The sequence below is a fragment of the Shewanella psychrophila genome (assembly GCF_002005305.1).
GTDB classification, from domain to species: Bacteria; Pseudomonadota; Gammaproteobacteria; order Enterobacterales; family Shewanellaceae; genus Shewanella; species Shewanella psychrophila.
On sequence record NZ_CP014782.1, the window covers coordinates 4,746,338 to 4,772,857 of the forward strand.

A 26,520-nucleotide genomic window follows, 5' to 3' on the forward strand; every position below is an offset into this window, starting at 1 on the left:
ACGATTATCTCAATATTGATAACTTTATCTTCAACAGTCCATGCATTAACAAAGACGAGTTATAGACTAGAAATCAAGATTAGAAACGGCCAACCACACCTAAACCTAGGCCAACACCATCGGCATCTGAATCTAATACCTTAGAAATAGCGAAGTTAGCCGAGAAGCTATCTGAGAGGCGTAACCAATAAGCGGTACGAATGTCGAACGCATCGTCATCATCAGTATTGGTATAACCAGCACCTACAGACCAAGAGTTATTCACGTACCAATCGGCACCAAGATTGAACATGTCGTCTGAATCGCTGTGTGTCCAATTAGCCTGAAGATCGACACCCGCTGTAGATTGAAGCGCGATATAGCTACGTAATTTTAATCCGTAGCTCTCTTCGACATTGCTATCACCATCTTGGTAGAAAGCAGAAACGGCAGAAGAATCATTGAAGTAATAACCGACTTCAGCACCATAGGTATCGAAGTCGAAGTTACCAATTTCAAATCTTTGGTAATTAGCCGATACAAACCAGTTTGAATCGAAGACAAACGTGCCATCGACTCCCATAGTATCCGTATCCAGAACATCAACATTACTGTAATTAGCGCCAACATTAGACTCTTGAGCCAGGAAGCCATTTAACGCATATGGGCTCTTGCTCTGATCAACACCTTCGAAATAATAACGGTAATAGGCATTCCAGATGCCATCACTGACTTCTTCAGAATTAGTACCGTAATTAAGGCCTGCTTCGCAGGGTCAGATCGTGAACGTTATTTGAGCCGTTTCAGCAAAATATTGACCTGATCAAGTGCTTGTGATCTTATACTCCTTTTTAAGGAGTCTCATTATGTATATTGAATCATTCAAAGAGCATTTTGGCGCGATTGACGACCACCGCCAAAGTGCAAAAATCACCTATCCATTGTTCGATATATTGTTCGGTTCTCTTTGCGCTGTTATTGCAGGTTCGAATGGTTGGTTCGATATCCGAGAATACATTCTTGGTCACCACCATTGGTTCAAAACGCAAAAAATGTTTACAGGCGGGATCCCTACTGACGATACAATTGCTAGAACAATTTCTGTGATTAATCCTGATAGTTTTAACGAGTGTTTTCTAGCATGGATGCAATCGGTTCACCAGCTAACTAATGGGGAAGTCATTGCGATTGATGGAAAAACGCTACGCGGCTCATATAATCGTGATGACCGAAACAGCACTATTCATATGATAAGTGCTTATGCTTCAGCAAATAAGCTGGTACTTGGTCAATTAAAATCAGACCAAAAAAGTAATGAAATTACGGCAATCCCAGAGCTTTTAAAAATGCTAGATCTACGCGGAGCGCTAGTGACAATCGATGCTATGGGCTGTCAAACGGCTATTGCTAAAGCGATCATCGACAAAGGTGGTGATTACCTACTGGCTGTAAAAAGCAATCAAGGCCACTTAGCTAAAGCGGTAAATCAAGCTTTTAGTCAGCATCGTTCAGCAGGCTTAAGTAATGATGATTTCAATATAGAAACAGGCCATGGTCGTATTGAAAATCGAACGTGCTATGTTTTAAATTCGGCTGAACTCGAAGGTGATTTCTCACGCTGGGAAGCACTCAAATGCATTGTTATGGTTGAAAGTTTTAGGGCGGTTAAAGGTAAGGCGATAAGCCTTGAATATCGTTACTATATTAGTTCGAAAGAGTTATCAGCAGAGCAAGCCTTAAGTGCTACTCGTGAACATTGGGGTATCGAGTCAATGCACTGGGTCTTGGATGTCAACATGAACGAAGATACATGCCAGATATACAAAAATAACGGCGCTGAAAATCTAGCTTACTTGAGGCATATGGCTCTCAACATGCTTAGAAAAGAACCGACCAAACTCAGCATCGTTGGTAAACAAAAGCGCTGCTTAATGAATCCTCAACATCTAGAGAAAGTTTTACTCGCTGGATTATGTAGCTCGACTAAAAAATAAACACTCATGCGGTCGCCCTGTCCTGCTTCGTGTTGAAAATCTTTATCTTGTGCAGCAACGGCACTCATACTAGAAAGGCTAAGTAGGATGGCTAGCGCCGTAGTCGTGTGTTTCATCAATTTATTCCCTTATATTGTAGTGCTAGGAGAAAAAATAGATGTATAGAGATAATATATGATTAAAAAGATAGGTTTTATCAATCCTTGATATTATCCAGTGCCTAATTTAGTTACATCAGACCCAGTGCTCTCCTAGCGGCGAACACAATAATCTAAACCATAAAAAAGTCAAAACGAAAAAACCACCAAAAGCGAAATATCTTAACTAAACAAGCAACTTTTACACAAAAGACCAAAACGAAAAACAATAAACAAACAAATAAAAAACCAAAGGGAAACAAGTGACGCATTATTTAAACCTGAATATTTAGTCTCAGATTCAAATAACCAATATAAATGAATACAACTCGCTAAGTGCGCTCGACGGAAAATAGGACTAGTATCGAAAGGTGACCCATTTTCGTCTGATATAAACTCATTGAGTAACATGACTTAACATAAACTCGATAGAGAATTAATCAATTCCCACAGGAGTGACTATGCATTTGATAATGAAGAGCCAGTTCGATGACTTAAGACTAAACGATGATCACGAATACAGCGCCGATGATAAAGGCGGCAAGAAGGTGGTAAAAATCTTCAAGGACGGCCAGCTGATCGCTAAGAAGATAGTGGTTAAACGTTCGGTACAGTACTTCGGTGTCACGGGCGTCGAAGAACTTTTTACTCACTAAAAAACAGCCAGAGCTGTTTTTTAGTGTTTATCTGATGCTTATACCAATTGGTATTACCGTTAACGCTTCTTATCCGTTCGACGGCTAGCATAGCTCGACTTAGCGCCATCGGCGTTGCTCTTAGGTTTGCCCTTATGTTTATTGGCAGGCTTTCCTTTACGTCGTTCAAATTTCTTCTTGGTCGTAGTCAGATCTTGGTTCTCACGATATCGAGCCGGCAAAGGCGCGCCAAGTTCGTACCCAGGCAGAACGATGCGTGGCAACTTAAGCTCAATCAAACTCTCAATCTCATCGAGCATCTCCTCATCGGATGGACAGACAAAGGAGATAGCCCGCCCGGTTAAGCCTGCGCGACCAGTACGACCTACCCGGTGAATATAATCCTCGGCTCCATAAGGTAGTTCGAGATTGATCACCAGAGGCAAGGCTTGGATATCTATGCCTCGCGCCGCCACATCAGTAGCCACCATGACCCGCAGCTTACCCGACTTAAATTCCTCTAGAGTACGATTTCTCGCCCCTTGAGTTCTGTCACCATGAAACACGCCGCACTTGATACCGTCTAGGGTCAACTCATTCTTAAGATGCTCGGCGCTCTCCTTGGTTGTCGCAAAGACTAATACCTGCTGCCAGTTGTTACGGCCTATTAATTCAGAGAGTAGCTCGGCTTTACGACGCTTATCGACCAGGTAGATCTCCTGCTCAACGCTAGCGGCAGAGCGTGTCTGAGCGACATTAATCCATTGGGGAGCGGTCAGCATCTTCTCGGCTAACAGCTTGACTTCGTCACTATAAGTCGCCGAGAAAAAATGAGTTAAATGCTCTGGTGCTACCAGAGACTTGACTCTCTCGATATCGCGGACAAAACCCATGTCCAACATTCTATCAGCTTCATCTATGATAAGGCTGGTAACATCAGATAAATCGAGTCCGTGCTGCCCAACAAAATCGAACAATCGACCCGGTGTTGCCACTAGAATATCGACCCCTGCATTCAATGCCTTACGCTGAGGATTCATATTAGCCCCACCATAAACGGCTAATGTCTTTAGACTGGTAAACTGACCATAGCGAGTGATATTCTCGGCCACTTGAATAGCCAACTCTCGGGTAGGTGTCAGGATCAGCCCACGTAGACGAGGAGACTCATTTTCTTCTTTGAGTAGACGTTCTAACAGAGGCAAGGCAAATGAAGCCGTCTTACCTGTTCCGGTTTCGGCACACGCCATAAGATCGGCGCCAGATAAGGCAACCGGTATAACCTCAGACTGAACCTGTGTGAGTTGCTGATAACCACATTTATCGATGGCATCTATCAATAAGGGGTTCAAGTCGAGGGCGTCAAATTTCATGGAAAGCTCACATGGGGTAATAAATGAGCGCGGAGTCTATCAAAAACCGACTTCACTGGCTACGACGATACCTTCTCATGTCCCATCTCTGCGATTGCCCGGATATATTTATCTTCAAAATCGGCTGCAGGAATAGGTCTGGAAAAAAGGTAACCTTGACCATAGTCACATCCGGCCTTAGATAAGATATCTCTCTGATACTCAGTTTCGACCCCTTCGGCTATGACCATCATTCCTAGCTTATGCGCCATGACAATAATAGCCTCACATAGGGTCACATCATCGGTATCCGATTCTAGATTACGGGTGAAAGACTGATCAATTTTGAGATAATCTATATCAAATTTTTTCAAGTAGGCCAGTGAAGAATACCCAGTGCCAAAATCATCCAATGAAACTTGTATTCCAGCATCGCGATAGGCTAATAACTTCTCCGATACCCCCATGCTCGCGTCAAGTAATAGGCCTTCGGTGATCTCGACGCAGATACTGTTACTAGCAAGGTTTAACTCCTTTAGCTGCATAATCCAATCTTCAAAACTGTCTCCCTCGTCTCTAAACTGTATCGGGGACTTGTTGATACTGATCTGGATCTCGACGCCGTACTTTTCACGCCATAGTGCACTCTGTTTTGCCGCTTGTGCAAACACCCAGTTACCGATCTCTATGATAAGCCCAGTGTCTTCGGCGACAGGGATAAACTCGCTAGGAGATACCATGCCTCTTTCAGGATGATGCCAACGAATAAGCGCTTCCGCTTTATGTACCTCCCTGGTAGTGAGGTCGATAATAGGCTGATAAAAGATCTCAAACTCTTTCTTATTCACAGCCTCACGTAAATCACGGATCAATATCATCCGATAACGAGCGTCAGCCTGCATCGAAGCAGTAAAATAGTGGAAACGATTTCTCCCCATATCTTTAGCCGCGTACATAGCCTGATCGGCATGTTTAAGCAGACTATCTATGGTTGACGCATCATCGGGATAGAGGGTAATACCGATACTCCCACTAATATAGGCTGTGTCATTCCCCAGATTAAAGGGTTCAGATAGACGGGATAGAATATTATCAGCAACCCTATCGACACCTTTATTATCTTCGATGGCCGAAAGCACTAAAGTAAACTCATCTCCTCCCAATCTGGCGACGACATCGGATTCACGGATACAGCTTTTCAGCCTCTTAGCAGTTTCAACTAATAGCTGATCACCCACATCATGGCCTAAGGTATCGTTAACCTCTTTAAAGTAATCTAAATCTAAAAACATCAAGGCAAAGTGTTGCTTGTTACGGTCAGATTTTAATAACTCGGTACCCAAATATTCCAGCAACATGCGACGATTAGGCAGTCCCGTCAGAGGGTCATAGTTAGCCTGTTTCCAGATGATCTGTTCAGCCTGCTTTTTTTCAGTAATATCGGAGAAGAGCGCGACACGTCGATAGACTTCGCCTCGGCTATCATAGATGGTATTGATGGTTAACCAGACGATATATTCCGTTGCATTCTTATGCTTTAGCCAGAGTTCACCTTGCCACTTCCCAGTGTCCATAATTTGAAAAATCATCTGCTCAAACTGAGATTTATTGGTTCTTTCGCATCGCAAGATTTCAATATGTTGGTCAATAACCTCATCTTCCCGATAACCTGTTATTTCAGAAAATGCCGAGTTGATGGTAATAATCTTTCCCTCACTGTCTTGCACACTCATGGCTTCGCTGGAGTTATTGTAAACAGAAGCCGCTAGTTTTAATGATTCCTCAACCCTTTTTCTATCGGTAATGTCTGTGTGTGTGCCACACATACGCAGGGGAACACCTTTGCCATCTCTACTGACGACCTTACCACTGTCTAAAATCCAACGAGTTTCCCCCGAGAGCGACACGAGTCGGTACTCCATACTATGCTGGACACTTTCCCCTTTTAGATGGGCATCGATAGAACGCAGCACCGCCACTCTATCCTGGGGATGTATGCCGTTTATCCACAGCCTCTCATTGCGTTTAAGCTCATCGACACTGCAACCTAGTAGCTCAGAACATCGCTCATTCCGATCGACTCTATTGGTTTTTATATCCCAATCCCATATGCCAAGTTCACTACTAGTGAGTACAAGGGCGAGCTGCTCTTGACTCGAACGCATAGCCGATTCGGCTTGCTTCTGGGAGGTGATATCCAGCAAGCCTGAAATAACCAACTGCACCTTATCGTTTACTCTTTGGCAAGCGACAGTCAGATGGGTATAAACGATGTTTCCATCCTTAGCAACAAAACGTTTGTCCATCTCGTACTCGTCGATCTCACCTCTGAGCATGCGTTCAAACTGAAGCATATCTGTTTGAAGATCTTCAAAATAAGTCATCTCAACCCAGGTTTTAGTTAATAACTCGGCCTCGGTATATTTCAGCATCTGACATACCCTAGGGTTCACCTTTACCCAATGCTGATCCACGGTAGAGATGCCTATACCAATATTGCCTATATTAAATTGCGAACGAAACATGAAGTCATCTTGTAGCTGTATCTTGGCATCACGCTCAATCTCCAGTCTTCTGGACAGGAGTAAACCCAGTAAAGTGGTGGCCACGGGAAAAATCAGTAATACAGAAAAGCTCAACTGCATCAGAATATTGATAGCCATATCAAAGGGCAGCACAAACATCCAACTTAAGCTAAGTAGATGAAGAATAAAACCAAACAGATAGAGCTCTTTATAATTAAGATCAGCGATCACCGACTTACGCTTATAACGCCATAGACTGCCAAACAGACCCGAAGAAATAATCACTCCAACCCCGGCCCAAACGGCAGTGCCTCCCTCCATGATGCGATAGGTAGCAGCAATACAAACGGCAATAAAAGTAGGAAGCCCACCAAAGAAGAGACCAGAAATACCTAAGATCACAGAACGAGTATCAAAGAAAATACCGCTTTGATACTCCCACGGCGTCATCATAGTCGTGATGGTGATCCCACCTATGATGGCGCCAAGGGATATTCGCCATATGATAAAATATTCACTCTGCTGCTTTCTAGGCACGGCATCATAGACAAACACCATAGCTAACAGTAACGCGGCATTCTGAACTAGGGAAAAAATTACTTCTGAATCCATGAGTCGCAGTTTTCTCTCAGCATAATTGGAAGTTTAGAGCTTTGAGTGTAGCAGAAGCATACCATTAATGAGACGGTCAAATTAAGCTCAAAATAGATGACAAACATAAACTTGGAGTATGTAATTTTCGTCACAGGTTTCTAATATAGAGTAAAAAAACATAAACAAAAAAACGTATAAATAAAAGTCATCTTTAATCAAAAATGGATTAAGATGGCACTGCAATTTACATGGATATTCAGGGTAAACGGACTAATGCCAGGACCACACATCGCCTTTTTGAAGGCTTTTATATTGACTAGCTCAACCTTGCTTGGCCTATGTGGCTATGCCCATGGGGATGATACTAGCCAACAACCCACACAAGTCATCAAGCTTGCCGCTGAAGATAACTGGGCGCCATTTGCCAATGCCTCCGGTACTGGCATCTCCCATACCATTATCAATTCGGCTTTCTCTCGGGTGGGCGTTGAAGTCGAGAGTATAGTGGTGCCCTATTCTCGGGCTGTCGTCATGGCGAAGAAGGGACTCGTCGAAGGAGTCTTCAATCTAGTGAAGGAAAAAAGCACCGAAGATCATTTTGTCTTCGGCGAGCAGGCGCTATTCTCTGCAACGGCCTCTTTCTATCAGAATGCTAAAATGCCAATCCAAGCCGTGGATAAATGGAAGCTACCGCCAAATACCAAGGTGGGGATTATCGAAGGCTATGAATATGGTGATGAGCTTAATTTGCTGCCAAATGTTCAAATATTTGAGCTTTCCAATCATAACCAGTTGATCAACTTGTTGCTTCTGGACAGAATTGATCTTGCAATTATGTATGATCTAGTCGCCGATCAATATATTCAACGCATGGGTGTCACAGCTGATATCAAGCAGACCTTCACCAATCACACAGGCCAAGTCTACCTGGCTTTTTCTAAGGACAATCCACAGGCTGAAAACCTGGCAAAACTACTGGATACAGGCCTTAGTTCACTCAAAAAAGATGGCAGTTACCAAAAAATAATGGCATCGATCGAATCGACTAATTAATGAGGTAAAACCTCTTATTTTTGTCTCTGTGCTAGACTAGCGCCAATTCTCAGAGGTATTGGCGCAATACAATTATTATGCATAAGACAGTTCAAAGCGGTAAAGAGATGAATTTCAGCTCTACATTCCATTTTCCGGTTCAGATCTATTATGAAGATACAGATTTTTCCGGCGTAGTTTACCACCCTAATTTTCTAAAATACTTTGAACGTGCCAGAGAACATGTCATCGGGGCTAATATTTTAGCCACACTTTGGGATGAGCAAGGCTTAGGTTTTGCTGTCTATCGCAGTGATATGTTATGTCATGACGGCGTTGAATTCGCCGACATCATAGACATCAGGACTCGTTTCTATTTCGAGAGTAAATACAGGACAGTCTGGCATCAGGAAATTTGGCGACCCAATGCGAAAAAACCCGCCGTCACCGCCAATATCGAAATGGTGTGCATGAATAAGGCAAGGCAACTGACCCCCATGTCGGCAGATTTATTGGCACATTTAAGTCAGTCATTTACCGAAAACAACAAGAGTGTGTCGGCTCTGTGAGCACTGAATGACTCCGAATAGATAACTATCTAATAATACCGACAAGTATTAGCCTGGCCGTATCTGCTGTGCTTCGATCTCTTTAGCTGTCATGGGTTTAGCAAAGAGATCGCCCTGAATTTTGTCGATCCCCATCTCAATCAAAGCCAAACTAACCACTTGGGTTTCAACCCCTTCCACTGTGGTACTAAAGCCCAGACCTCTCGCAAGGTCTATACTCATTCGCATTATGTGTGCGGCACGTTTATCTGTCAAAAGGTCATCGAGAAAAGCCTTATCAATTTTAACTTCATCGACGGGAAAATTTTTAAGGTAAGCCAATGAAGAATGACCGGTACCAAAATCATCTATGGCGACACCTACACCTATCTCTTTTAGTTTCTCTATGGTGGTGATAGCCAACTCCATATCATCCATAAGCTGACTCTCGGTGATCTCGATAGAAAGGGAACCTGCAGACACACTATAGCCGCCCAGCTTAGTCTGAATATCATCACACAGGGTCGTGCTGATTATATCTTGGGTCGAAAGATTCACCGCGACCTGAAGATGAATACCCATGGCTTGCCACTTTGCCTGTTGACAGATCACTTGCTCCAGAGCCCACTGACTGAGTAACTCAATCATGCCACCATACTCCGCCAAGGGAATAAATTCTGCGGGGGAAATATAGCCTAATTCACTGTGCTTCCATCTCATTAAGGCTTCTACTTGGGCATATGTTCCTGTGGCCACATCTAACTTGGGCTGATAAACCAGATAAAGCTGACCTTGTTGGAGTGCTTTAGGAAGGTCATGAATAATGCTCAGTTCACGCTGATGACTCAAATCATCTCCCTGGGCATAACAGGCGAAAAAAGGTTTACCTGATTTGGCTTTGATTAGGGCTAGATCGAGACGCCTCAACAGGGCGCTAACATGGGTATGATGCTGATGGAGATCGACAACCCCCATCTGAATTTGTACCGAAATAGTACTTCCCTCTATCTCATAGAGGGCTTGAAGCTGTTCTCGCAATGCCAACAAGATGGTTTCACTCTGTTGCGCCTCAAAGTAAAGCAGAAACTCATCTTCATTCATTCTCGCCACATATGCAGCCTGAAGAGCAGGCCCTAAAAGCCGTTTCGACACTTGCCGGAGCAATTCATCTCCAACGGAGAAACCTAACAAGTCGTTAACAAACCTAAATCGATAGATATCGATTAAAACTAAACTACCTTTCTCCATGGTGCTCAATCCCGTTAAATAAGATTTCACCCCCAGACGATTAGGCAGACCGGTCAGCTTATCTTTATCGCTTGGGCCGGGCAGCTCAAAGATGAATTTTTGCAGCTCATGATATAACCGGGCATATTTTTTAGGAATGTTATCAGATGAAATGACAGGCCCTTGGCTGTCATTCAAAGGCTTGTTGCTGCGTTGGTCGAGGAAGTTTATCAGCTGTTGAAGAAAAACAGTTTCATGCTTTTTATACCGGTACCAAATGATGATACCAGCGATACACATTAACAATAACACCCAATAGGGCCAGCCACTTTCCACGCGAGTAATTTAACTCCTCAGAGAAGATTTACTTAATGATTGAACTCGTTGGCCAAATGTTCTGACTGAATACATGACTCGTAACTAATACTAACAGTTACTCATAGCTCAGCTTAATCGAATGATACTTATCGAGGAAATCATCGCTGGCTAATTCATCTGGAGTCACAGGTAAACCACGCTGCACAAATACATCTAACCTCTCTTCTAATTCGGCTCCAGATCTGAGCTCTCCGGTGTAGAAAGCTGCGGCACGAACAAAATCCATATAAGAGACATTGTCAGGCAGATAAGAAAGATCTGACCACCGCTCGACAACTTCCATCACTTCAGGAGCAAAGTCCCAGCTCTTCAACACGGCGCGGCCTATAGGCCCCTGCATCTTTCGCACTAACGCCCTTAACTGCTCGATACTAGTAAAGAGTTCAGGCTGAGCCTCGGCTTCCGTTAACACAGGCAGAGCGCCGATATTATGCACCAGTCCCGCCAGAGTCAGAGTATCGAAACTCAGCCCACTGCCTTTATGAGACTGATTATAGATCTGTAACATGGCGCAAGCCGCAGAAGTGACCTCGATAGAGGCACACCATACTTCATCCATCACCTCCCATACCATCTCGTTTGTCGAGATAAACAACTGCTCCATAGCTACTGAGGTAGCAATGGCTTTTATCTGAGTCAAGCCGATACGGGTAACTGCACTATTGACGTTTTCGGCTTTAACCCCGCGGCTATACAAGGCACTGTTAGCCACTTTAATCATCCTTGCAGAGATAGCAACATCTTGGCCTATAATCTCGGCGACCTGTTTAGGACTCGAATCGGGCCTAGCTACTACCTCCTGAACTTTCATTGCAACTTCCGGCAATGTTGGCAAAACTAAGGCGTCAGCCTTCAACTTCTTTAAAAGCCTGACCAATAGTTCATGTTCAGTAGACATTTTTGCTCCCATAATCTTTTTAGCAACTAGACTCAAGTCGATGAGTTTATAGAGTATATCAGCGCTCCCGTTAACTCGAGGTTTAAAAAGTATCCATACAGTTAACATCTTGTTTAGATTCTAGCTAATTTTAAGATTATTAGGGAGTAAATTTCTGTTAAAGCTAGAACTAAAGTGCTCACTCGATCCCGATACTTGATTTAGATCAAGTTAATGTGAGCTCTATTTGATTAACAATACAGGCTGCGAGTAAAATGCCCGCCCGCTTGTTGCGCCTTTAACTGTTAATAGAGAATCATTATGTTTAAACCTGAACTACTGTCTCCCGCTGGGACACTGAAAAACATGCGTTATGCATTTGCCTATGGCGCAGATGCAGTCTACGCAGGCCAGCCAAGATACAGCCTCAGGGTGAGAAATAATGACTTCAAGATGGAAAACTTGGCCACAGGTATCCAAGAAGCCCATAGCCTAGGCAAGAAACTCTATGTGGTGAGTAATATCGCCCCACACAATACTAAGCTAAAAACTTATATCAGGGATATGGAGCCAGTGGTCGCCATGAAGCCCAATGCCTTGATCATGTCTGATCCAGGTTTGATTATGATGGTCAGAGAAGCCTTCCCAGAACAGGTAGTCCACCTATCGGTTCAAGCTAATGCCATTAACTGGGCCTCGGTAAAATTTTGGCAGCAACAGGGCATTAAACGAGTCATTTTATCCCGTGAACTGTCACTGGATGAAATTGAAGAGATACGTCAACGTTGCCCGGATATCGAACTGGAAGTCTTCGTTCATGGTGCTCTGTGTATGGCATACTCGGGGCGCTGCTTACTGTCTGGCTATATAAACAAGCGCGATCCTAACCAGGGCACCTGCACCAACTCATGTCGCTGGAAGTACGATGTCCATGAAGCTAAACAGACAGAGACCGGTGACATAGTTGCCGTAAACCCTCAAGGCCTTGTGGATCAAAATGGTGTTCAAATTGAAAAGCCAACCTTAGGCGAAGGACAGCCCACCGACCAAGTCGTATTACTGCAGGAAGCTGGCAGACCCGGCGAGTATATGCCAGCATTTGAAGATGAACATGGCACTTACATCATGAACTCCAAAGATCTGCGCGCCATTCAACACGTCGATCGCCTGACTAAAATGGGCATAGATTCATTGAAAATCGAAGGGCGGACTAAGTCTTTCTACTATGTTGCACGTACAGCTCAGCTATATCGTCAGGCAATCGAAGATGCGGCATCGGGCAAAGACTTCGATCGCGCCTTAATGCATAACCTAGAAGGCTTGGCACACCGTGGCTATACCGAAGGCTTCCTACGTCGCCATGTCCATGACGAATACCAGAACTATGATTATGGTTACTCGATCAGCGACACCCAGCAATTCGTCGGCGAGTTCACAGGCAAGCGTAACGACGCTGGTATGGCTGAGATTGACGTTAAGAATAAGTTCTCCGTCGGTGACAGTGTCGAGGTGATGACCCCTCAGGGAAATCTTACCCTAAAGATTGAGCAGCTGATTAACCGCAAAAGCGAAAACGTCGAGGCAGCATTAGGATCGGGACATTTCGTCTTCCTGGCACTGCCCGATGGCGTAGACATAGATAAGGCGGTGCTACTGCGTAACTTGCCTCAAGGTCAAGATACCCGTAATCCACACGCCTAAGAACACTAGGTTTTAGGCAAAGATAAAACAGGTAAAACAGGTAAAACAGGTAAAACAGGTAAAACAGGTAAAACAGGTAAAACAGGTAAAACAGGTAAAACAGGTAAAATTGAAGCATGGCTTTATTAATCGACGCCACAGATATATCAGGTATCAACTGCGGCAGTTGATACCTAAGACTAAACATTTATGTATGTACAACAGGTAAAATTGAAGCATGGCTTTATTAATCGACGACAGCTGTATCAACTGCGATATGTGTGAGCCCGAATGTCCAAATCAGGCAATCACTATGGGCGAAGAGATCTATGAAATAGATGCAGATCTTTGTACTGAATGCGTCGGTCACTACGACAAGCCGACCTGTATTTCGGTATGTCCTATCGACTGTATCGATCCGGACCCTGACAATAAAGAAACTGACGATGAACTGCTGGTTAAATATCACCTAATCACTGGCAAACCAGTCAGCTAGCTGATTCGATATTAAAAAGGGCTTCAATTAAGCCCTTTCGCTTATCCCTTCTCTCTTTAATACTCGCCAACACAATCAATTCAACATTTTGTAGTGAATTAGATAAATTATTTCCAGATTAAATTTATTATTTTCCCAAACCGAGCACAGATACACATGCTGCAAGTTAGTGATACGCAGACGCCAGAATTCATCTAAACATGTTAACGGCCAAGTCACACAATTGACTTAAGTATCAGTAAAAGCACTCGCGCCCCAAGATTGGAAGTTTAATCAGAGTGAAAGTCGGTCTATATAGGTGCACCTAGCACTTTCCTCCCTAACTGCGCACACATATTCATCACAACAATCAGCCTACACTTGAATCAAACGCTGCAACGGCCAACTCGGTAAAGCGCTTACAAAATAGGATTGACAGCAATATAAATGACATAAAAGTGACACTTATTCTGGGTAGTCTCCCTGCCGAATTTATAAAAATTAAATCATCGGGAGCGCTTCAAATGAATCCATATAAACTGTCCGCAGTTTCACTGCTAATAGTCGCCGCAATATCGGGCTGTAACTCAAGCTCAAATGACGACAATGTAACCCCGGAACCTGAGGCTAATATCCGTATCGCCTTTATGCCTGATATTCATTTTCATGATGTCTATGGTGAGTTTTCCGATGGCGCCTTTGCAGGTTTGCCAAATAGCCATAGTGACCAAGGCGCAACCATCAGAACCATGCAATCTCAGATGGAGTCCACCAGACTATTTAATGAGAACTATTTTGCCATGATAGCGGCTCTTGATGATGTCGTAGCCAAAGGTATTAAATATGTTGCCCTTCCTGGCGATTTTAGCGATGACGGACAACCCCTTCACATGCGTGGATTAGTGAAAATATTTGACCGCTACAGTGAAGAGCATGGCTTAGAGTTCTTTGCCGCACCGGGAAACCACGATCCTAACCGTCCCTTTACCCAAGCAGCAGGTAAAAGTGATTATTTAGGAGTTGAAGGTAAGCAGCAGCGCATTTTCAGTAAAGGCAAGAATGAATGTGTCGATTATGAAGGTGACACAGCAATCATAGATGCGGGTCACGAACTTCTCACCATCTGTAGTGAAGAAGTTATCGAATGGGGCTATAAAGAGATCATGGCAATTTTAGGACCCCATGGTTTCGAGCCACAAAAACAGCACTTTTATTTTGAAACCCCTTATAGCAGCGATGATGCCCGTACAAATTACACCTATGAGAAAGCGACATCAGAGGCTCAATATGAAAACCGCCAATTCGAGATCTGCTACGAAGGCACCGGAGGAAAATATAAACAAGCAGATTACACCCAATGCTCAGTCGTACCAGACTCAAGCTATGTGGTAGAACCTGTAGAAGGGCTGTGGTTATTGGCAATCGATGCCAATGTCTATCGCCCTGATAAGCTCATTACAGATAAATATGATGGCTCGTCAAGCGCCGGGTACAACATGATGTTGACCCATAAACAGCAAGTCATTGACTGGATAAGTGATGTGGTCAAATCGGCAAAAGAGCAAGATAAAACCTTAATCTCCTTTAGCCATTTTCCCATGACTGATTTCTACAATGGTGCCTCGGAAGAGATTGAAGATATTTTTGGAGAAGGTAATTTCCAGCTGGCTCGAGAGCCAGAAGATGACACCAGTAAGGCGCTTGCAGCAACCGGCTTGAGTGTCCATGTCGGTGGCCATATGCATTTTAATGATACCGGCATGAAGAGCTACAATATCGACGGTGAGCAATATACCTTGTTCAACATACAAGCTCCCTCTCTTGCTGGTTATATTCCCGCTTATAAAGTGCTAAATGTTCTGCCTCACAGCCAAATTGAGGTAGAAACAGTGATACTCGAAGAGGTGCCTAGATTTAACGAATTATTTGAACACTATGCTCTGGAGCATGAACACCTTACAGAGAAAGGCTATGAAGGGATATGGAACAAGGCAATCTTAAATTCTGACAGCTACTATCAACTCACTGAGTGGCATATCACTGAGTTGACTCGCCTACGCTTCTTACCCAATGAGTGGCCGGAAGATATCAAGACCATGCTGTTCAATATGGATGGTAAACAGATGATGACCCTGTCTCAAATTGAAACAGATATCACAGTTTGCCAACTTAAAGCAGCTTTGGAGTTAGATTTAGCTGGCTGCCCTGAACCTAAAAATGACACTGTGCTGCTGCAGTTCTTGAAAGATTGGAAGTCAGCCATGGACAAAGCCGAAGCACTCACAATAGATAATGGCCTTGAACTGCGTGACTTTGCTCAATGGAATGGCACCGAATTAGCTCTGGACTTTTATCGCTTAAGAAACGCCGATGAACTGGCCTTCCGTGATATCGATGAAACGCGTCTGCCTCAATACAAGTTGCTGAGTGAGGAGCTATCCCAATTCGATCAAGAGATCACTTCACTAACACTGGATCAGGCTGAGGATGCCAGCGTCGGCGATTTATTTAAATCTCGCTTCGGCACACTGTTTTATATTCTGGAGAGGTTCGCTACAGGAGAGGCAAGTGATCATTTTTTAATTGATACAGAAAATGGCAGTTTAACCGACCTTAAAACAGTCACCGACAGAGCAGCCCTGCTATAGGAGCTGTTATAGGTGTTAGTAGTTAAAGCTAGTAGAGACGCTTAATGAACAACGAGCATACCAAGTCTTAACTAACCAATTGTAGAAAACCAGAGCCAAAGGCTTTGGTTTTCTACAAAATATATTGACTTGTAGCCGAGTCCTGAGACTAAGATTAAATTAGTGGTGATCAGTGTACTCTAGGGGATGTCGGCAATGATGCAATCTAGCTTCTTCAAACAGGTACTAATCTCGATATTCTTCGGGCTGCTAAGTGCTATTGCTATTGCCCCTGCACAAGCCAGTACAGAAGACGCCAGCATAGATAGGCTTAAGATACAGGTAAAAGGCATTGTCTGTTCATTCTGCGCTTATGGCGTCGAAAAAAATCTCGCCAAACTCCCCTTCTTAGACAAAACACAATTTGGTCAAAACGGGGTATTGATAGACATCAATACCCAAGAAATCACCTTAGCCTTGCTAGCCAATAGGCCCGTAGCTTATGCCAATATAGCCACTGCCATCACTAAGGGAGGTTATGACCCAGTCTCATATCGTGGCGCTATCGAAGGTACTATCCAAAACAATCACGGCAGATTGTATCTTGTCGACCAAGATAAGGAGCAAGTCTACAACTTACCTCAAACAACCGAGTTAACCAATATCATCGGAAAACGAGTATTACTCGACATCAGCCTCACCGCAGCTCAGGCTCAGGCCAGCAATGCCGAAGAAGTTCTAGTCTCTGCATTTCGAGTATCCCATGTCTATGAGTCCAGTGAACCAACTGCGCCGCATCGAGAGGCTAAGTTCAGGCCGGGCCATGATTTATAAAAATCCGATTTATAAATATTCGATTTATAACATTCGATTTATAAGTATCCGATTCAAGTATATTCGACTGCCATGCCTACTATTTCTCACTTTCACTCTCGCCCTGATTGTTACTTCCATGCCAGCACTCCCCCATCAGCCCGTGATGGATATGGCACCCCGTTGGCAAGGCGGCTGGGGCTTTCAGCTACGCCGACAAAGTATTAGCTCAGACACCTTGCTCGACGATACAACACAAATAACCAATGAATCCGGGCTCAGTAGGCGTGTAGACACACTCTGGCTCGAAGGCATTTATACCTTTAAACGTGAAATCAGGCTCAGCTTCAAACTTCCCTACATTGTGCAGAGCCGCACTGTGATGAAAGATACAGAGCCTGTAAATGAAACGGGATCGGGCATAGGCGATTTGATCATAGGTCTGCCACTGAAACGATATTGGAATGAGACTGATTCGACAGGAAATATTGCCATCACTCCCAGTATTCGCCTGCCTACCGGCGGTACTGGTGCAAGCTTTCCGGTGGGAGATGGCAGTACTGACTTGGGCTTAAGTCTCTCTGTCAGCTTCGAGGGAGCTAAATTGTATCAGTACTACGACCTCTTCTACTGGGTAAATAACAAGGGCGATATGGGAATAAATAAAGGTGATGAGTTCGGCCTGGACATTAATATCGGCTGGCACCTTTATCACGATAACCTCAGTAACACTGGTATATTCCTGATGTTGGATATCAGCGCCGCACTGGAGCAAGAAGGCCGAGACTCGGCAGGAATTACTGGGGGAAAGCGGTTATATTCCGGTCCTGTATTCGTCTGGTATCGCGCCGGAGTTATGTTTCGCGCCGAATATAAGTTCCCCCTTTATGAAGATGTGGAAGGCATTCAAATATCACATGGCGATGAGTTTACTCTTGGTATTGGGTTTGTATTTTAATTAGATCGTTAAATATTAATTTTAAAGGGAGCAAGAGATTGTAGAACGTTAATTTATAGAGAAAAACAGGACTAATTTTATATGCTTAATCGAGACAAGCTCACCACTAATGCCTCCTTACTTGGGGGCTTAGGTCTAGCCCTGATTGGCACTACCTGCTGTGCTCTGCCGATATTATTAGTGGCTCTGGGCATGGGTAGTGCCGTCGCAGCTATGGTCTCGGCCATGCCCTGGTTAGTAATGGTTTCTCAATATAAACACATCACCTTCACCCTCACGGCTATCATACTGGCTTACAGTTTCTGGAGGCTCACCAGAATGACGGCATGTGAGCCAGGTTCACAAAACACATTGAAATGGCAACGACGAGCACTATGGTTCAGTAGTGTGATTTTGATCCTTTCTATGTTTACCGCCTATCTGTTGCTTCCCTTAAGCCTATGGCTGGATGCTTAATTAATAGTGAATAGTTAAGGGTTAGTAGTTAATTCCAAAGGAAAAGTTAAACGCCGCAACAAGCCCCCTTGCCTTTCTGAGCTGGTGCCAACTGGATCGGTGGACAGGGCACTGAGCCGTAGGAGCAATAAACGCAGCAGTCTCCTGCCTTAGGTTTTAACAGGCTATGGCATTGCTCGCATTCATAGAACCATTGGCAGGCATTGGTAGGCATGGTCTCCATCTTACTATTACCACACTCAGGACAAGTTAATACCGACTCTAAGATCACCTTATCAGTCATCATTCATTCCCTTTATTACTGTTTTTCAGCTTATTAGGTTCAACGCCTTCAGAGGGGTAACCAGCTTCTTTGGTCGCCTGCATCAGGCGCTCCACACTCACCTTGTCATCATCGAAGATAACCTTGGCAGTCTTATCATTAAAATCAACCTTAGCCTGCTCCACACCATCGAGATTCTCCAATGCCTTACGCACAGTAATGAGACACATGCCGCAATCCATCGTTGGCACCATTAAGTTAACGCTGCGACTCTCGGCCGACGCCACTGTAGGCATGATGCCGAGAACAGGGGCTAGCAGGACGAGGGATATGGCAGTCGTAATAGTGCTCTTTTTGCTCACCAATATTCGTACTTTCATCTCTAGCTCCAGATAATTAGTAATACTATGCCATCATCCAGACCAACCAATAGGGGCTAGTGGCCAACATGGCGGCAATAAGGCTCGTCAGCCAGAACAGAATTCTAAAACGGCGGCGATTATCAGCTACCGCACAGATCCTGTCAGCACTACACTGGCCTAGCGGACGGTACACTTTCCAGCCCGCCCATAAGAACAAGCCGACGACAAGGACAATAAAGTAGGGTCTTAATGGATAAAATGCCCCTAAGGTGCTGATCCATGAGCCGCTGATCCCTAACATTAGCAACACGAATGGACCTGCGCAGCAAAGGCTAGCACCGATAGCAGCCAACACTCCACCTACCATAGACCAGGCGGGTGAGTCTGTTTTCAAGGTTTTATCATCAGGAACAGTATTCATAGCCTCTAGTCATCAAGTCTATCCATAAAGGATATGTAATTATGACTAGATCTTAACGCCCGTACCTAGATACGGAGTCAATAGACGAGACTTATATTAAGAGATGCTATAGCGAGTTTTAGAAGTGCTACAGCTAATGTTAAGCGTGCTCGGGAACTAAAGAGGTGATGATGGGACAGCAGGCTTCATCAGGATTATGGCGACATTGATCCACCAGATGAGTCAGACTGTGTTCCAGTCGTTGCAGATCGTCTATCTTAATCCGTACCGTTAATAGCTTCTTCTCGGCCAGTAGCTGAATATCACTGCAGTGTCCCACACTCAAAGAGATAAGCGAGGCTATTTCATGGAGAGTAAAACCCAGTCCTTGGGCACGGCGGATAAACATGAGCCTGAGCAAGGTATCTTGAGGGTATCGTCGATATCCCTGAACAGGCTTAGGTGGCTGCTTGATTAAGCCTTGCCTCTCATAATAGCGCACCGTTTCAACATTGACCTCGACGGCTTTAGCGAGTTGTCCGATAGTAAACATATTGCCTCAAGGGAACGTCAGTGGTTATCTCTATAATACTCAGCTCCCTAGATCTCAGCAATACGCTTCAAATCTATTCCATCTATGCCATCTCAGGCTCGGCTTTAAGTTGCAGCTGACGGATAACCAGTGCTAGCTTCTCTATACTGTGCCTGATAGGCGATGGCATGGTATCGAACTCGACGCTGAGTAACAGATTTTTCACCTCTAATCCCAGCTCGGTGTCACCTTCGATGGACAATTTACGCTGGAAAAAAAGCGTGTCGGGATCTTCTTTTCCCGCCGCGACCAGAAGCAGCTCCTTTGAGTGTCCCGAGAACACCACTTGTGCATCGCTTCTTGGGCGTACTAGCCAACACGAGTTATAACTGACTTCAAACTCTAGCCCCATGTCCTCGACATTAATGGCCACCCAACGTCCAGACAGGAAATCTAGCTCTTCATCCTCGGCCTGCTGCTTGAGCATTAACCCTAACAGACGGACTAACACATCGGCCTTCAACCTGAATGGCACCAGAGCCAGTGGTTGACGAATAAGCTTAGGACCGAAGGTGAGGAGTTGCTTGGCGATATTGCCAGAAAGTGGTAACTGCATATTAATCTCGTATCCAATAGCCTATATAACTCTCTGCCTACAGCAGGAGAGTCGAAAAGAAAACGATTTTACCCATATTTTATGATCACAAACCTGTTTTACATCAAGTATTGGATAGCCAATCCCTTTTACACTCACTTTTCGATTTTTGGGAGCATCTTGGAGTAAAATATGGAACTGCTGTGTCCGGCAGGTAATTTGGCGTCACTGAAAACTGCACTCAACGCAGGAGCCGATGCCGTCTACCTAGGCTTAAAGAACGACACCAATGCCAGATCATTCGCGGGCCTCAACTTTACCCCGAAAAAACTTCAGCAGGCAGCCGAATACACTAAGAAGCAAGGGAAAAAGATCTTCCTAACCATCAATACTTTTCCTAAGCCCGGAGAGGAGAAGCGTTGGTACGAAGCCGTTGATATTGCTGCCAATACTGGTATCGACGCCTTGATCATGGCCGATCTTTCATTGCTGGACTATGCCCACAGCCACTACCCTCACCTGCCACTGCATCTGTCGGTGCAGGCCAGTGCCACCAATTTAGGAGCGCTAAAACTCTATAAAGAGGAGTTTAATATCGAACGCGCCGTATTGCCTCGGGTGTTATCCATGAAGCAGGTGAGAGATCTCTCTAAGGTCACTCCGGTGGATCTGGAAGTCTTTGCATTTGGCAGCCTCTGCATCATGGCCGAAGGCCGCTGCCACCTCTCCTCTTATGTGACCGGCCAGTCACCCAATACCGGTGGCTCCTGCTCGCCTGCTAAACACGTTCGCTGGCAGGAAAAAGAGGGAACCCGATTGACGCGCCTCAACGAGGTTCTTATCGATAAGTCCTCCATAAACGAACAAATGGGCTATCCCGTCGTCTGTAAGGGCCGATACACCACCCAAGATAACAGCGAGCCGACACACCTGCTCGAATCCCCCACAAGCTTAAATACCTTAAGCCTGCTCCCTGAACTTGCCAAAGCAAAAGTGGTGTCTTTAAAAATTGAGGGCCGACAACGTAGCCCAGCTTATGTAGAGCAAGTGACCTCAGTGTGGCGACGCGCCATCGATACCTATCTCAATAACCCAACGCAGTATCGAACCCGAGATGAATGGAACAGGGCATTATCGAAAGTCTCAGAGGGGCAAACCACCACATTGGGCGCCTATGAACGAATCTGGCAGTAACTTTAGTTATTAGCTCCGCGCTGAGCATTTAAGCATTCAATAAAAGAACATGCGATGAAACTGCAGGCTCCATGGCCAGACCATGAGCACTGGAGGCTATAAGACTGAATATCAGGCAGCCCGTCAGGTGTTATACCCCATAGGAAAAACATAGGAAAACAGATGAAAGTATCACTCGGGCCACTATTATATTGCTGGCCGAAAGAGAAGGTTATCGAATTTTATCAAGCCGTTGCCAATAGTCAGCTCCCGCTGGTGTATCTGGGAGAGACCATATGCAGTCGCCGCCGCGAACTTAAGTTTACTGACTATATGGACTTGGCTCATATGCTCAGGGCCTCGGGCAAAGAGGTGGTAATCTCGACTCTGGCATTACTGGAAGCCCCATCAGAATATACCGAGCTAAAGAAACAAGTCGACAATGGTGAATTTACCATCGAAGCCAACGACATCGGCGCTGTACAGGCAGCTAAAGAGCTGGGCCTGCCCTTTATTTGCGGCCCCACAGTCAATAATTACAACTTAGCCAGCTTGAAGAAGCTACACAGCTGGGGTATGCAACGTTTCGTCATGCCAGTTGAGCTTTCTAAACATTGGCTCGACAAGGTCATATCAACCGAAACGCCCGCGTTCGAAGTCGAAGTCTTTGGTCATGGATTTATGCCCTTAGCCCTCTCGGCACGCTGCTTTACCGCCAGACACAAGGGACTGACCAAAGACAAGTGCCAGACCATCTGCATCTCAAATTCTAAGGGATTGTTAGCCCAGACTCAGGAATCAGAGCCCCTACTACGGCTTAATGGCATACAGACTCAGTCGGCAGCCAGCATCGACCTCTCGTCGGAGAAAGCCGATATGGAGAGAATGGGCGTAGATTATTTCAGGGTATCTCCCTCTAGCCTGAGGAGCGTCGAGCTTGCGGATACATTATTTGATGGCGAGCATCAGCGGCAAGTAAAACAAGAAAAGCGCGAATCTGAGCTCAGTTGCAATGGCTACTGGCATCAGCAAGCGGGCTTCAGTACGCTTTAAAACTAGTTCAGGATGACTAAAAATGATAAATACGCTCAATTCCCCCTCAACGGGCTTGCTATCGTGAGTACTTGAATCATCCTCTGGACTTTAAACTACTGACTAAGCCTAAAGTCCAGAGCATAAATAGCCCCATACAGATCCACTCCAACGTCGCAGGCCACCAGATATCCGGTCTGGGCAAGCTCATCACCATCTCCTGATAGAAGGGTCTTCCTGCGCTAGTTAACCCCAAAGACTGATGGGAAAACAAGAGAAAGCTTAAGAAACTGATGAAGGTCAACATGCCTGTGAATGTATTCCAGCGAGAATAGAACAACCTACCTCTCATCAAAATGTAGATAAGGTAGAGGAATGAGCTAACTCCCCCGCCATAGAAAAAGTATTTCAATGCCGCAGTGTGCAGGTGATAAACATTAACAGGAAATAACCCCGCTGCCGCCAATGATATAAAGGTACAAACGAGTGCGATTAATAACGGGTAGAGGGCTCTGTTATCCATCAGCTGAATTGAAAACAGGCAAAACATAATAAAACTTAAGCTACCAAAAAATAGCCCGCCATTGATCACCACGGCAAACTTAGAATGACCATAATGGCCCAGCTCACTGAGGGTATGATTAAGAAAATTAAAGCCGTGTCCCTCGAAATCTTGAAAGCCAATCACAGATAACACAGTGCCGATAATTAAACCGACACTCCCGAGTACACCAAACTTAAACGCTAAGCTGGATAGCTTTCTGCTCTTTTCTACCATTTTTCCTTAATTCACTCATCGCACACTCCCTTAACATACATGGAAGCAGAATTGATTAAAGAGGTCTAGCACCTATTTTTTACATTTCTAATCGAGAACGGTCGCTTTACTTACAAGATAAAGTTATAACTCCTTAAATATCATAGTCTAAATTAAATCAACCGTCCGACAGATCATCTTTATTACACTATGGTTTTAGGCGATCATTTCGTTTTGGCCACACAGTTCAGACTTATCGCCCAAATACATACACTGGCGATACACAGTTAAAGTACAAATAAAACAGCTACATAAGTGATACAATCAGTCTAAATAACAAATAACTGACACAGAATCTGATAGGGATGTCGCAGTTTTGAACGGGAAGTAGCATGACAAGTCAGCACAACACATCCACTGGCCGGGAGATAAAACTCACAGCCGGTGAAGAACTGATCTCAAATACGGACAAACGTGGGGTCATTACCTACGTAAACCAAACCTTTATCGATATTTCCGGATTCAGTGGATCTGATCTCATTGGACATAACCATAGTCTAGTCAGACACCCGGACATGCCAGCTGCCGCATTTAAAGAACTCTGGAATAAGCTCAAGTCGGGCCAGTCTTGGCGTGGAGTGGTCAAGAACCGCTGTAAAGATGGTTCCTATTACTGGGTCGATGCTTTCGTCTCTCCTCTGTTTGAGAAAGGTGAGATAATAGGTTATCAATCGGTTCGCATCAAAGCCTCCGACAAGCTGATCACCAGAGCCAAACAGATCTACAAGCGACTCAATCAGGGAAAAAACGTCTCAGATCCCTTGAGCTTAAATCAGAAACGCGTCTTATCGGCCATTTGTGCCACCTCAGGACTGGTATTGGCTGGTTTCATCTGGGGTTGGGGCATCATTCTAGCTGGTGCGCTGCTTATGGGGATAAACTTGACCATCTTCTATGACGAAGCCTTCAGAATTCCAGCTAAATTAATGAACATGAAGCAAGATTATGACTCGGTAAGTCGATTCATTTATTGTGGCCGCGATACCTCCTCCCTACTCGACTTCCAAATGCTGATGCAAAAGGCCAAGCTCCAGGGGGTATTGGGACGTTCTCAGGATAATGCCAAGCATATCGACGAAATAGCCGATGAACTCATCGTTGCCGCTAATCAGACCCATGCAGGTTTAGAACATGAAAGTCTGCAAGTGGAACAGATAGCCAGTGCCATGGAGGAGATGGCCTCAACCATAGGCGAAGTAGCCGTTAATATCCAATCGACCTCAAGCAATATCGACGAAACCTACCAGCTATGCCATGACAGCCGCATCAGAATGCAATCGAGCACCAGTAACATCGCCTCACTCACCCAAGCGGTAACAGAAGCGGCTGCCAACGCACACCAGCTCAACAAGGAAGCCGAGCAAGTCGCCTCTGCCATGTCTGAGATTGATGCTATTGCCGAGCAGACAAACTTGCTAGCACTCAATGCCGCCATCGAAGCCGCCCGCGCAGGCGAACAAGGACGAGGCTTTGCCGTGGTAGCCGATGAGGTCAGAGCCTTGTCTAAGCGCACACAAGAATCCACTAATAGCATCTCTCAAAGCGTCGATAAGATGTTCGCCATGATAACCAGCTGGGCTGGACAGATGGATTTAAGCCGAGTTCAAGCCGAAGTGTGTGCTACCGATACCCATGCATCGGCGGAAAAGATAGACACCATCTTTCAGGCCATCAGCACCATACACTCACTGGCTCAGCAAAACTCAGTTGCCGCAGATCAGCAAAAGCAGGTGGTCGATGAGATCAATCAAAATATTGCCGCAATCAGCCTGGCTAGCAATGATAACTTACGCGCCGTGCAAACCGTCGAAGCGTCGGTACTTGAGCTTAAGATAAATGCCGATAAAGCCAAAAGCATGAGAGATACCTTTGGTTAGTGTGTTTATGTAATGTATAGGGGGCGAGAAAAACCTTTTATAGTTCGCCCTTTTTATGAGCTTATTATGATCAGCTCACTTGGTTAACTACCTGATTAAATTTATGATTAATTGCCTGATTTATAGCTTAGGTGAGGGTGATAGGATTCGATGATCCTATTAAGGCTACCGTCCTGTTTCATTGAGTTCATAGCCTCATCGAACCTGTCACGAATGTCGGTAAGTTGATTTTGTTTGGAAAATGCCAAATAAGCCAGTCTTGCATCTATAGCTGGGGTTAACGCGATTATTTTTTTACAGCGTTTCAACTGTGAGTAGGTTTCCTTGATTAGCTGGTTAAACATATACTCACTATTACGCCTCTCCCCAACCATAATATCGGTGACTCCTGTACATAGCTTCACCAGTAGCTGTGGTATATCTACATCTTCGATGAGTTTAGTCAGCTTCTTCTGGGCGACTAAGTCATCAAAGTAAGGTCCGTAGCTAAAGTCTTTTTTTACCCCGAAGCGAAAATCACTGAGCTTAGTCAGATCTTCATCATATTCAATATCTGAGCCCTCAGTAACAAAAAGGTGTATCTGTGCCTTCGACAATGGAACCTTACTGTAGTCAATATACTCCTGTCGCTCAGGGCGAATAAATACCCCAACCATGCCATCAACCTTCCCTAACCTCAGCCAGTTCAATGCACGACTCCAGGGAATAGCATTGAACTCAATAGGGGTATCGATTCGCCTAAAGGCCTCCTCTATGATGCGAATCGATATCCCTTCAACATTATTACCAGAGGTAAAATGATAAGGGGGATACTCAACAAAGGCGATGGATAAAGCTTGCTCAGCACTATACAGATATGAAGGAGTAAGTAAGGTTATAAGCGCTAGAATCCTAAGCTTGAGTTTCATCTGATCCTCTCCCAATGCAAAAATGTACAGGTGATGGCTAAAACTTTCTATCTATAAAGCTTAGCCATCACAGGCAATAATGCCTTACAGCTAACGGCATCAAATCAAGTCCCCTTCCTTCGCCAGCCCCCAATCTATCCTCTTTCGAGTTATCTACGACTTCAAACTTCATCGGTTAACCTTGCCATCCACATTCAGCGAGTCTTGCACTTCTACTTTGAACAAGGGCGCTTTCCAATCAAGCTTAAAGGCTGGATACACTGAGAGCACACAGT

The 26,520-nt window shown here is 44.8% G+C and carries 25 protein-coding genes; 13 read left to right on the plus strand and 12 right to left on the minus strand.

Features of this window, described 5'->3' with window-relative positions; genetic code table 11:
• Positions 1–79: 79 nt before the first annotated feature.
• The gene (locus sps_RS20570) at positions 80–562 is read right to left on the minus strand and encodes a hypothetical protein (RefSeq protein ID WP_237157895.1); all 483 of its coding nucleotides are present in this window, start codon (positions 560–562) and stop codon (positions 80–82) included.
• 283 nt (positions 563–845) lie between these two features.
• Here sps_RS20570 and sps_RS20575 point away from each other — a divergent pair, with 283 nt between their 5' ends.
• A complete protein-coding gene (locus sps_RS20575; RefSeq protein ID WP_077751231.1) occupies positions 846–1,973 on the plus strand; it encodes an ISAs1 family transposase in 1,128 nt (375 codons plus the stop codon).
• Positions 1,974–2,571: 598 nt separating this feature from the next.
• On the plus strand, positions 2,572–2,766 hold the full coding sequence (locus sps_RS20580) for a hypothetical protein (RefSeq protein ID WP_077754216.1): 195 nt from the start codon (positions 2,572–2,574) through the stop codon (positions 2,764–2,766).
• Between the two features lie 59 nt (positions 2,767–2,825).
• Here sps_RS20580 and sps_RS20585 read toward each other — a convergent pair whose 3' ends face one another.
• Together sps_RS20585 and sps_RS20590 are read right to left on the minus strand one after the other, a co-directional pair.
• Complete coding sequence (locus sps_RS20585; RefSeq protein WP_077754217.1) at positions 2,826–4,118, minus strand: DEAD/DEAH box helicase; 1,293 nt, start codon at positions 4,116–4,118, stop codon at positions 2,826–2,828.
• A gap of 59 nt (positions 4,119–4,177) precedes the next feature.
• Positions 4,178–7,234 carry an EAL domain-containing protein gene (locus sps_RS20590; protein WP_077754218.1) on the minus strand — a complete coding sequence of 1,019 codons (3,057 nt, stop codon included), beginning with the start codon at positions 7,232–7,234 and terminating at the stop codon, positions 4,178–4,180.
• Between the two features lie 255 nt (positions 7,235–7,489).
• Between sps_RS20590 and sps_RS20595 the strand changes: the two genes are divergently transcribed.
• A complete protein-coding gene (locus sps_RS20595) occupies positions 7,490–8,269 on the plus strand; it encodes a substrate-binding periplasmic protein (RefSeq protein ID WP_077755790.1) in 780 nt (259 codons plus the stop codon).
• A 77-nt stretch (positions 8,270–8,346) separates the two neighbouring features.
• The gene (locus sps_RS20600) at positions 8,347–8,817 is read left to right on the plus strand and encodes a thioesterase family protein (RefSeq protein WP_179948383.1); all 471 of its coding nucleotides are present in this window, start codon (positions 8,347–8,349) and stop codon (positions 8,815–8,817) included.
• A 48-nt stretch (positions 8,818–8,865) separates the two neighbouring features.
• On the opposite strand, the gene sps_RS20605 is transcribed toward sps_RS20600, so the two are convergent.
• Positions 8,866–10,359 (minus strand): putative bifunctional diguanylate cyclase/phosphodiesterase, encoded by a 1,494-nt coding sequence (locus sps_RS20605; protein ID WP_077754219.1) that lies wholly within the window; start codon positions 10,357–10,359, stop codon positions 8,866–8,868.
• A gap of 97 nt (positions 10,360–10,456) precedes the next feature.
• A complete protein-coding gene (locus tag sps_RS20610) occupies positions 10,457–11,299 on the minus strand; it encodes an HDOD domain-containing protein (protein ID WP_077755792.1) in 843 nt (280 codons plus the stop codon).
• 300 nt (positions 11,300–11,599) lie between these two features.
• Between sps_RS20610 and trhP the strand changes: the two genes are divergently transcribed.
• From trhP to sps_RS20640, 6 genes are all read left to right on the plus strand, one after another.
• Positions 11,600–12,979 carry a prephenate-dependent tRNA uridine(34) hydroxylase TrhP gene (trhP, locus tag sps_RS20615; RefSeq protein ID WP_077754220.1) on the plus strand — a complete coding sequence of 460 codons (1,380 nt, stop codon included), beginning with the start codon at positions 11,600–11,602 and terminating at the stop codon, positions 12,977–12,979.
• Between the two features lie 217 nt (positions 12,980–13,196).
• Positions 13,197–13,454, plus strand: coding sequence for a YfhL family 4Fe-4S dicluster ferredoxin (locus sps_RS20620; protein ID WP_077754221.1), 258 nt, complete (start codon positions 13,197–13,199; stop codon positions 13,452–13,454).
• Between the two features lie 503 nt (positions 13,455–13,957).
• A complete protein-coding gene (locus sps_RS20625) occupies positions 13,958–16,081 on the plus strand; it encodes a metallophosphoesterase family protein (protein WP_077754222.1) in 2,124 nt (707 codons plus the stop codon).
• A gap of 195 nt (positions 16,082–16,276) precedes the next feature.
• On the plus strand, positions 16,277–16,894 hold the full coding sequence (locus sps_RS20630; protein ID WP_237157896.1) for a heavy-metal-associated domain-containing protein: 618 nt from the start codon (positions 16,277–16,279) through the stop codon (positions 16,892–16,894).
• Between the two features lie 118 nt (positions 16,895–17,012).
• Complete coding sequence (locus sps_RS20635) at positions 17,013–17,831, plus strand: transporter (RefSeq protein ID WP_237157897.1); 819 nt, start codon at positions 17,013–17,015, stop codon at positions 17,829–17,831.
• Between the two features lie 81 nt (positions 17,832–17,912).
• Positions 17,913–18,287, plus strand: coding sequence for a hypothetical protein (locus tag sps_RS20640; protein WP_077754223.1), 375 nt, complete (start codon positions 17,913–17,915; stop codon positions 18,285–18,287).
• A 46-nt stretch (positions 18,288–18,333) separates the two neighbouring features.
• Here the strand turns inward: sps_RS20640 and sps_RS20645 are convergent, their stop codons facing one another.
• The 5 genes from sps_RS20645 to ubiT form a co-directional block, all read right to left on the minus strand.
• The gene (locus tag sps_RS20645; protein WP_472542345.1) at positions 18,334–18,573 is read right to left on the minus strand and encodes a GDCCVxC domain-containing (seleno)protein; all 240 of its coding nucleotides are present in this window, start codon (positions 18,571–18,573) and stop codon (positions 18,334–18,336) included.
• Complete coding sequence (locus tag sps_RS20650) at positions 18,570–18,929, minus strand: cation transporter (RefSeq protein ID WP_077754225.1); 360 nt, start codon at positions 18,927–18,929, stop codon at positions 18,570–18,572. Before sps_RS20650 ends, sps_RS20645 begins: the two co-directional genes overlap by 4 nt.
• A gap of 25 nt (positions 18,930–18,954) precedes the next feature.
• Positions 18,955–19,332 (minus strand): mercuric transporter MerT family protein, encoded by a 378-nt coding sequence (locus sps_RS20655; RefSeq protein ID WP_077754226.1) that lies wholly within the window; start codon positions 19,330–19,332, stop codon positions 18,955–18,957.
• Positions 19,333–19,471: 139 nt separating this feature from the next.
• A complete protein-coding gene (gene merR, locus sps_RS20660) occupies positions 19,472–19,864 on the minus strand; it encodes an Hg(II)-responsive transcriptional regulator (RefSeq protein WP_077754227.1) in 393 nt (130 codons plus the stop codon).
• Positions 19,865–19,946: 82 nt separating this feature from the next.
• Positions 19,947–20,459 carry a ubiquinone anaerobic biosynthesis accessory factor UbiT gene (ubiT, locus tag sps_RS20665; RefSeq protein WP_077754228.1) on the minus strand — a complete coding sequence of 171 codons (513 nt, stop codon included), beginning with the start codon at positions 20,457–20,459 and terminating at the stop codon, positions 19,947–19,949.
• 171 nt (positions 20,460–20,630) lie between these two features.
• On the opposite strand from ubiT, the gene ubiU reads away from it, so the two are divergent.
• Entirely contained in the window at positions 20,631–21,632 is a 1,002-nt protein-coding gene (ubiU, locus tag sps_RS20670; RefSeq protein WP_077754229.1) for a ubiquinone anaerobic biosynthesis protein UbiU, read from the plus strand.
• Positions 21,633–21,794: 162 nt separating this feature from the next.
• Positions 21,795–22,664, plus strand: a complete 870-nt coding sequence (locus sps_RS20675) for a U32 family peptidase (RefSeq protein ID WP_077754230.1) — start codon at positions 21,795–21,797, stop codon at positions 22,662–22,664.
• A gap of 76 nt (positions 22,665–22,740) precedes the next feature.
• Here sps_RS20675 and sps_RS20680 read toward each other — a convergent pair whose 3' ends face one another.
• Complete coding sequence (locus tag sps_RS20680) at positions 22,741–23,421, minus strand: DUF998 domain-containing protein (RefSeq protein ID WP_077754231.1); 681 nt, start codon at positions 23,419–23,421, stop codon at positions 22,741–22,743.
• A 371-nt stretch (positions 23,422–23,792) separates the two neighbouring features.
• Here sps_RS20680 and sps_RS20685 point away from each other — a divergent pair, with 371 nt between their 5' ends.
• Positions 23,793–25,337, plus strand: a complete 1,545-nt coding sequence (locus tag sps_RS20685) for a methyl-accepting chemotaxis protein (protein WP_077754232.1) — start codon at positions 23,793–23,795, stop codon at positions 25,335–25,337.
• 107 nt (positions 25,338–25,444) lie between these two features.
• Here the strand turns inward: sps_RS20685 and sps_RS20690 are convergent, their stop codons facing one another.
• Positions 25,445–26,245 (minus strand): substrate-binding periplasmic protein, encoded by an 801-nt coding sequence (locus tag sps_RS20690; protein ID WP_077754233.1) that lies wholly within the window; start codon positions 26,243–26,245, stop codon positions 25,445–25,447.
• Positions 26,246–26,520: the final 275 nt, after the last annotated feature.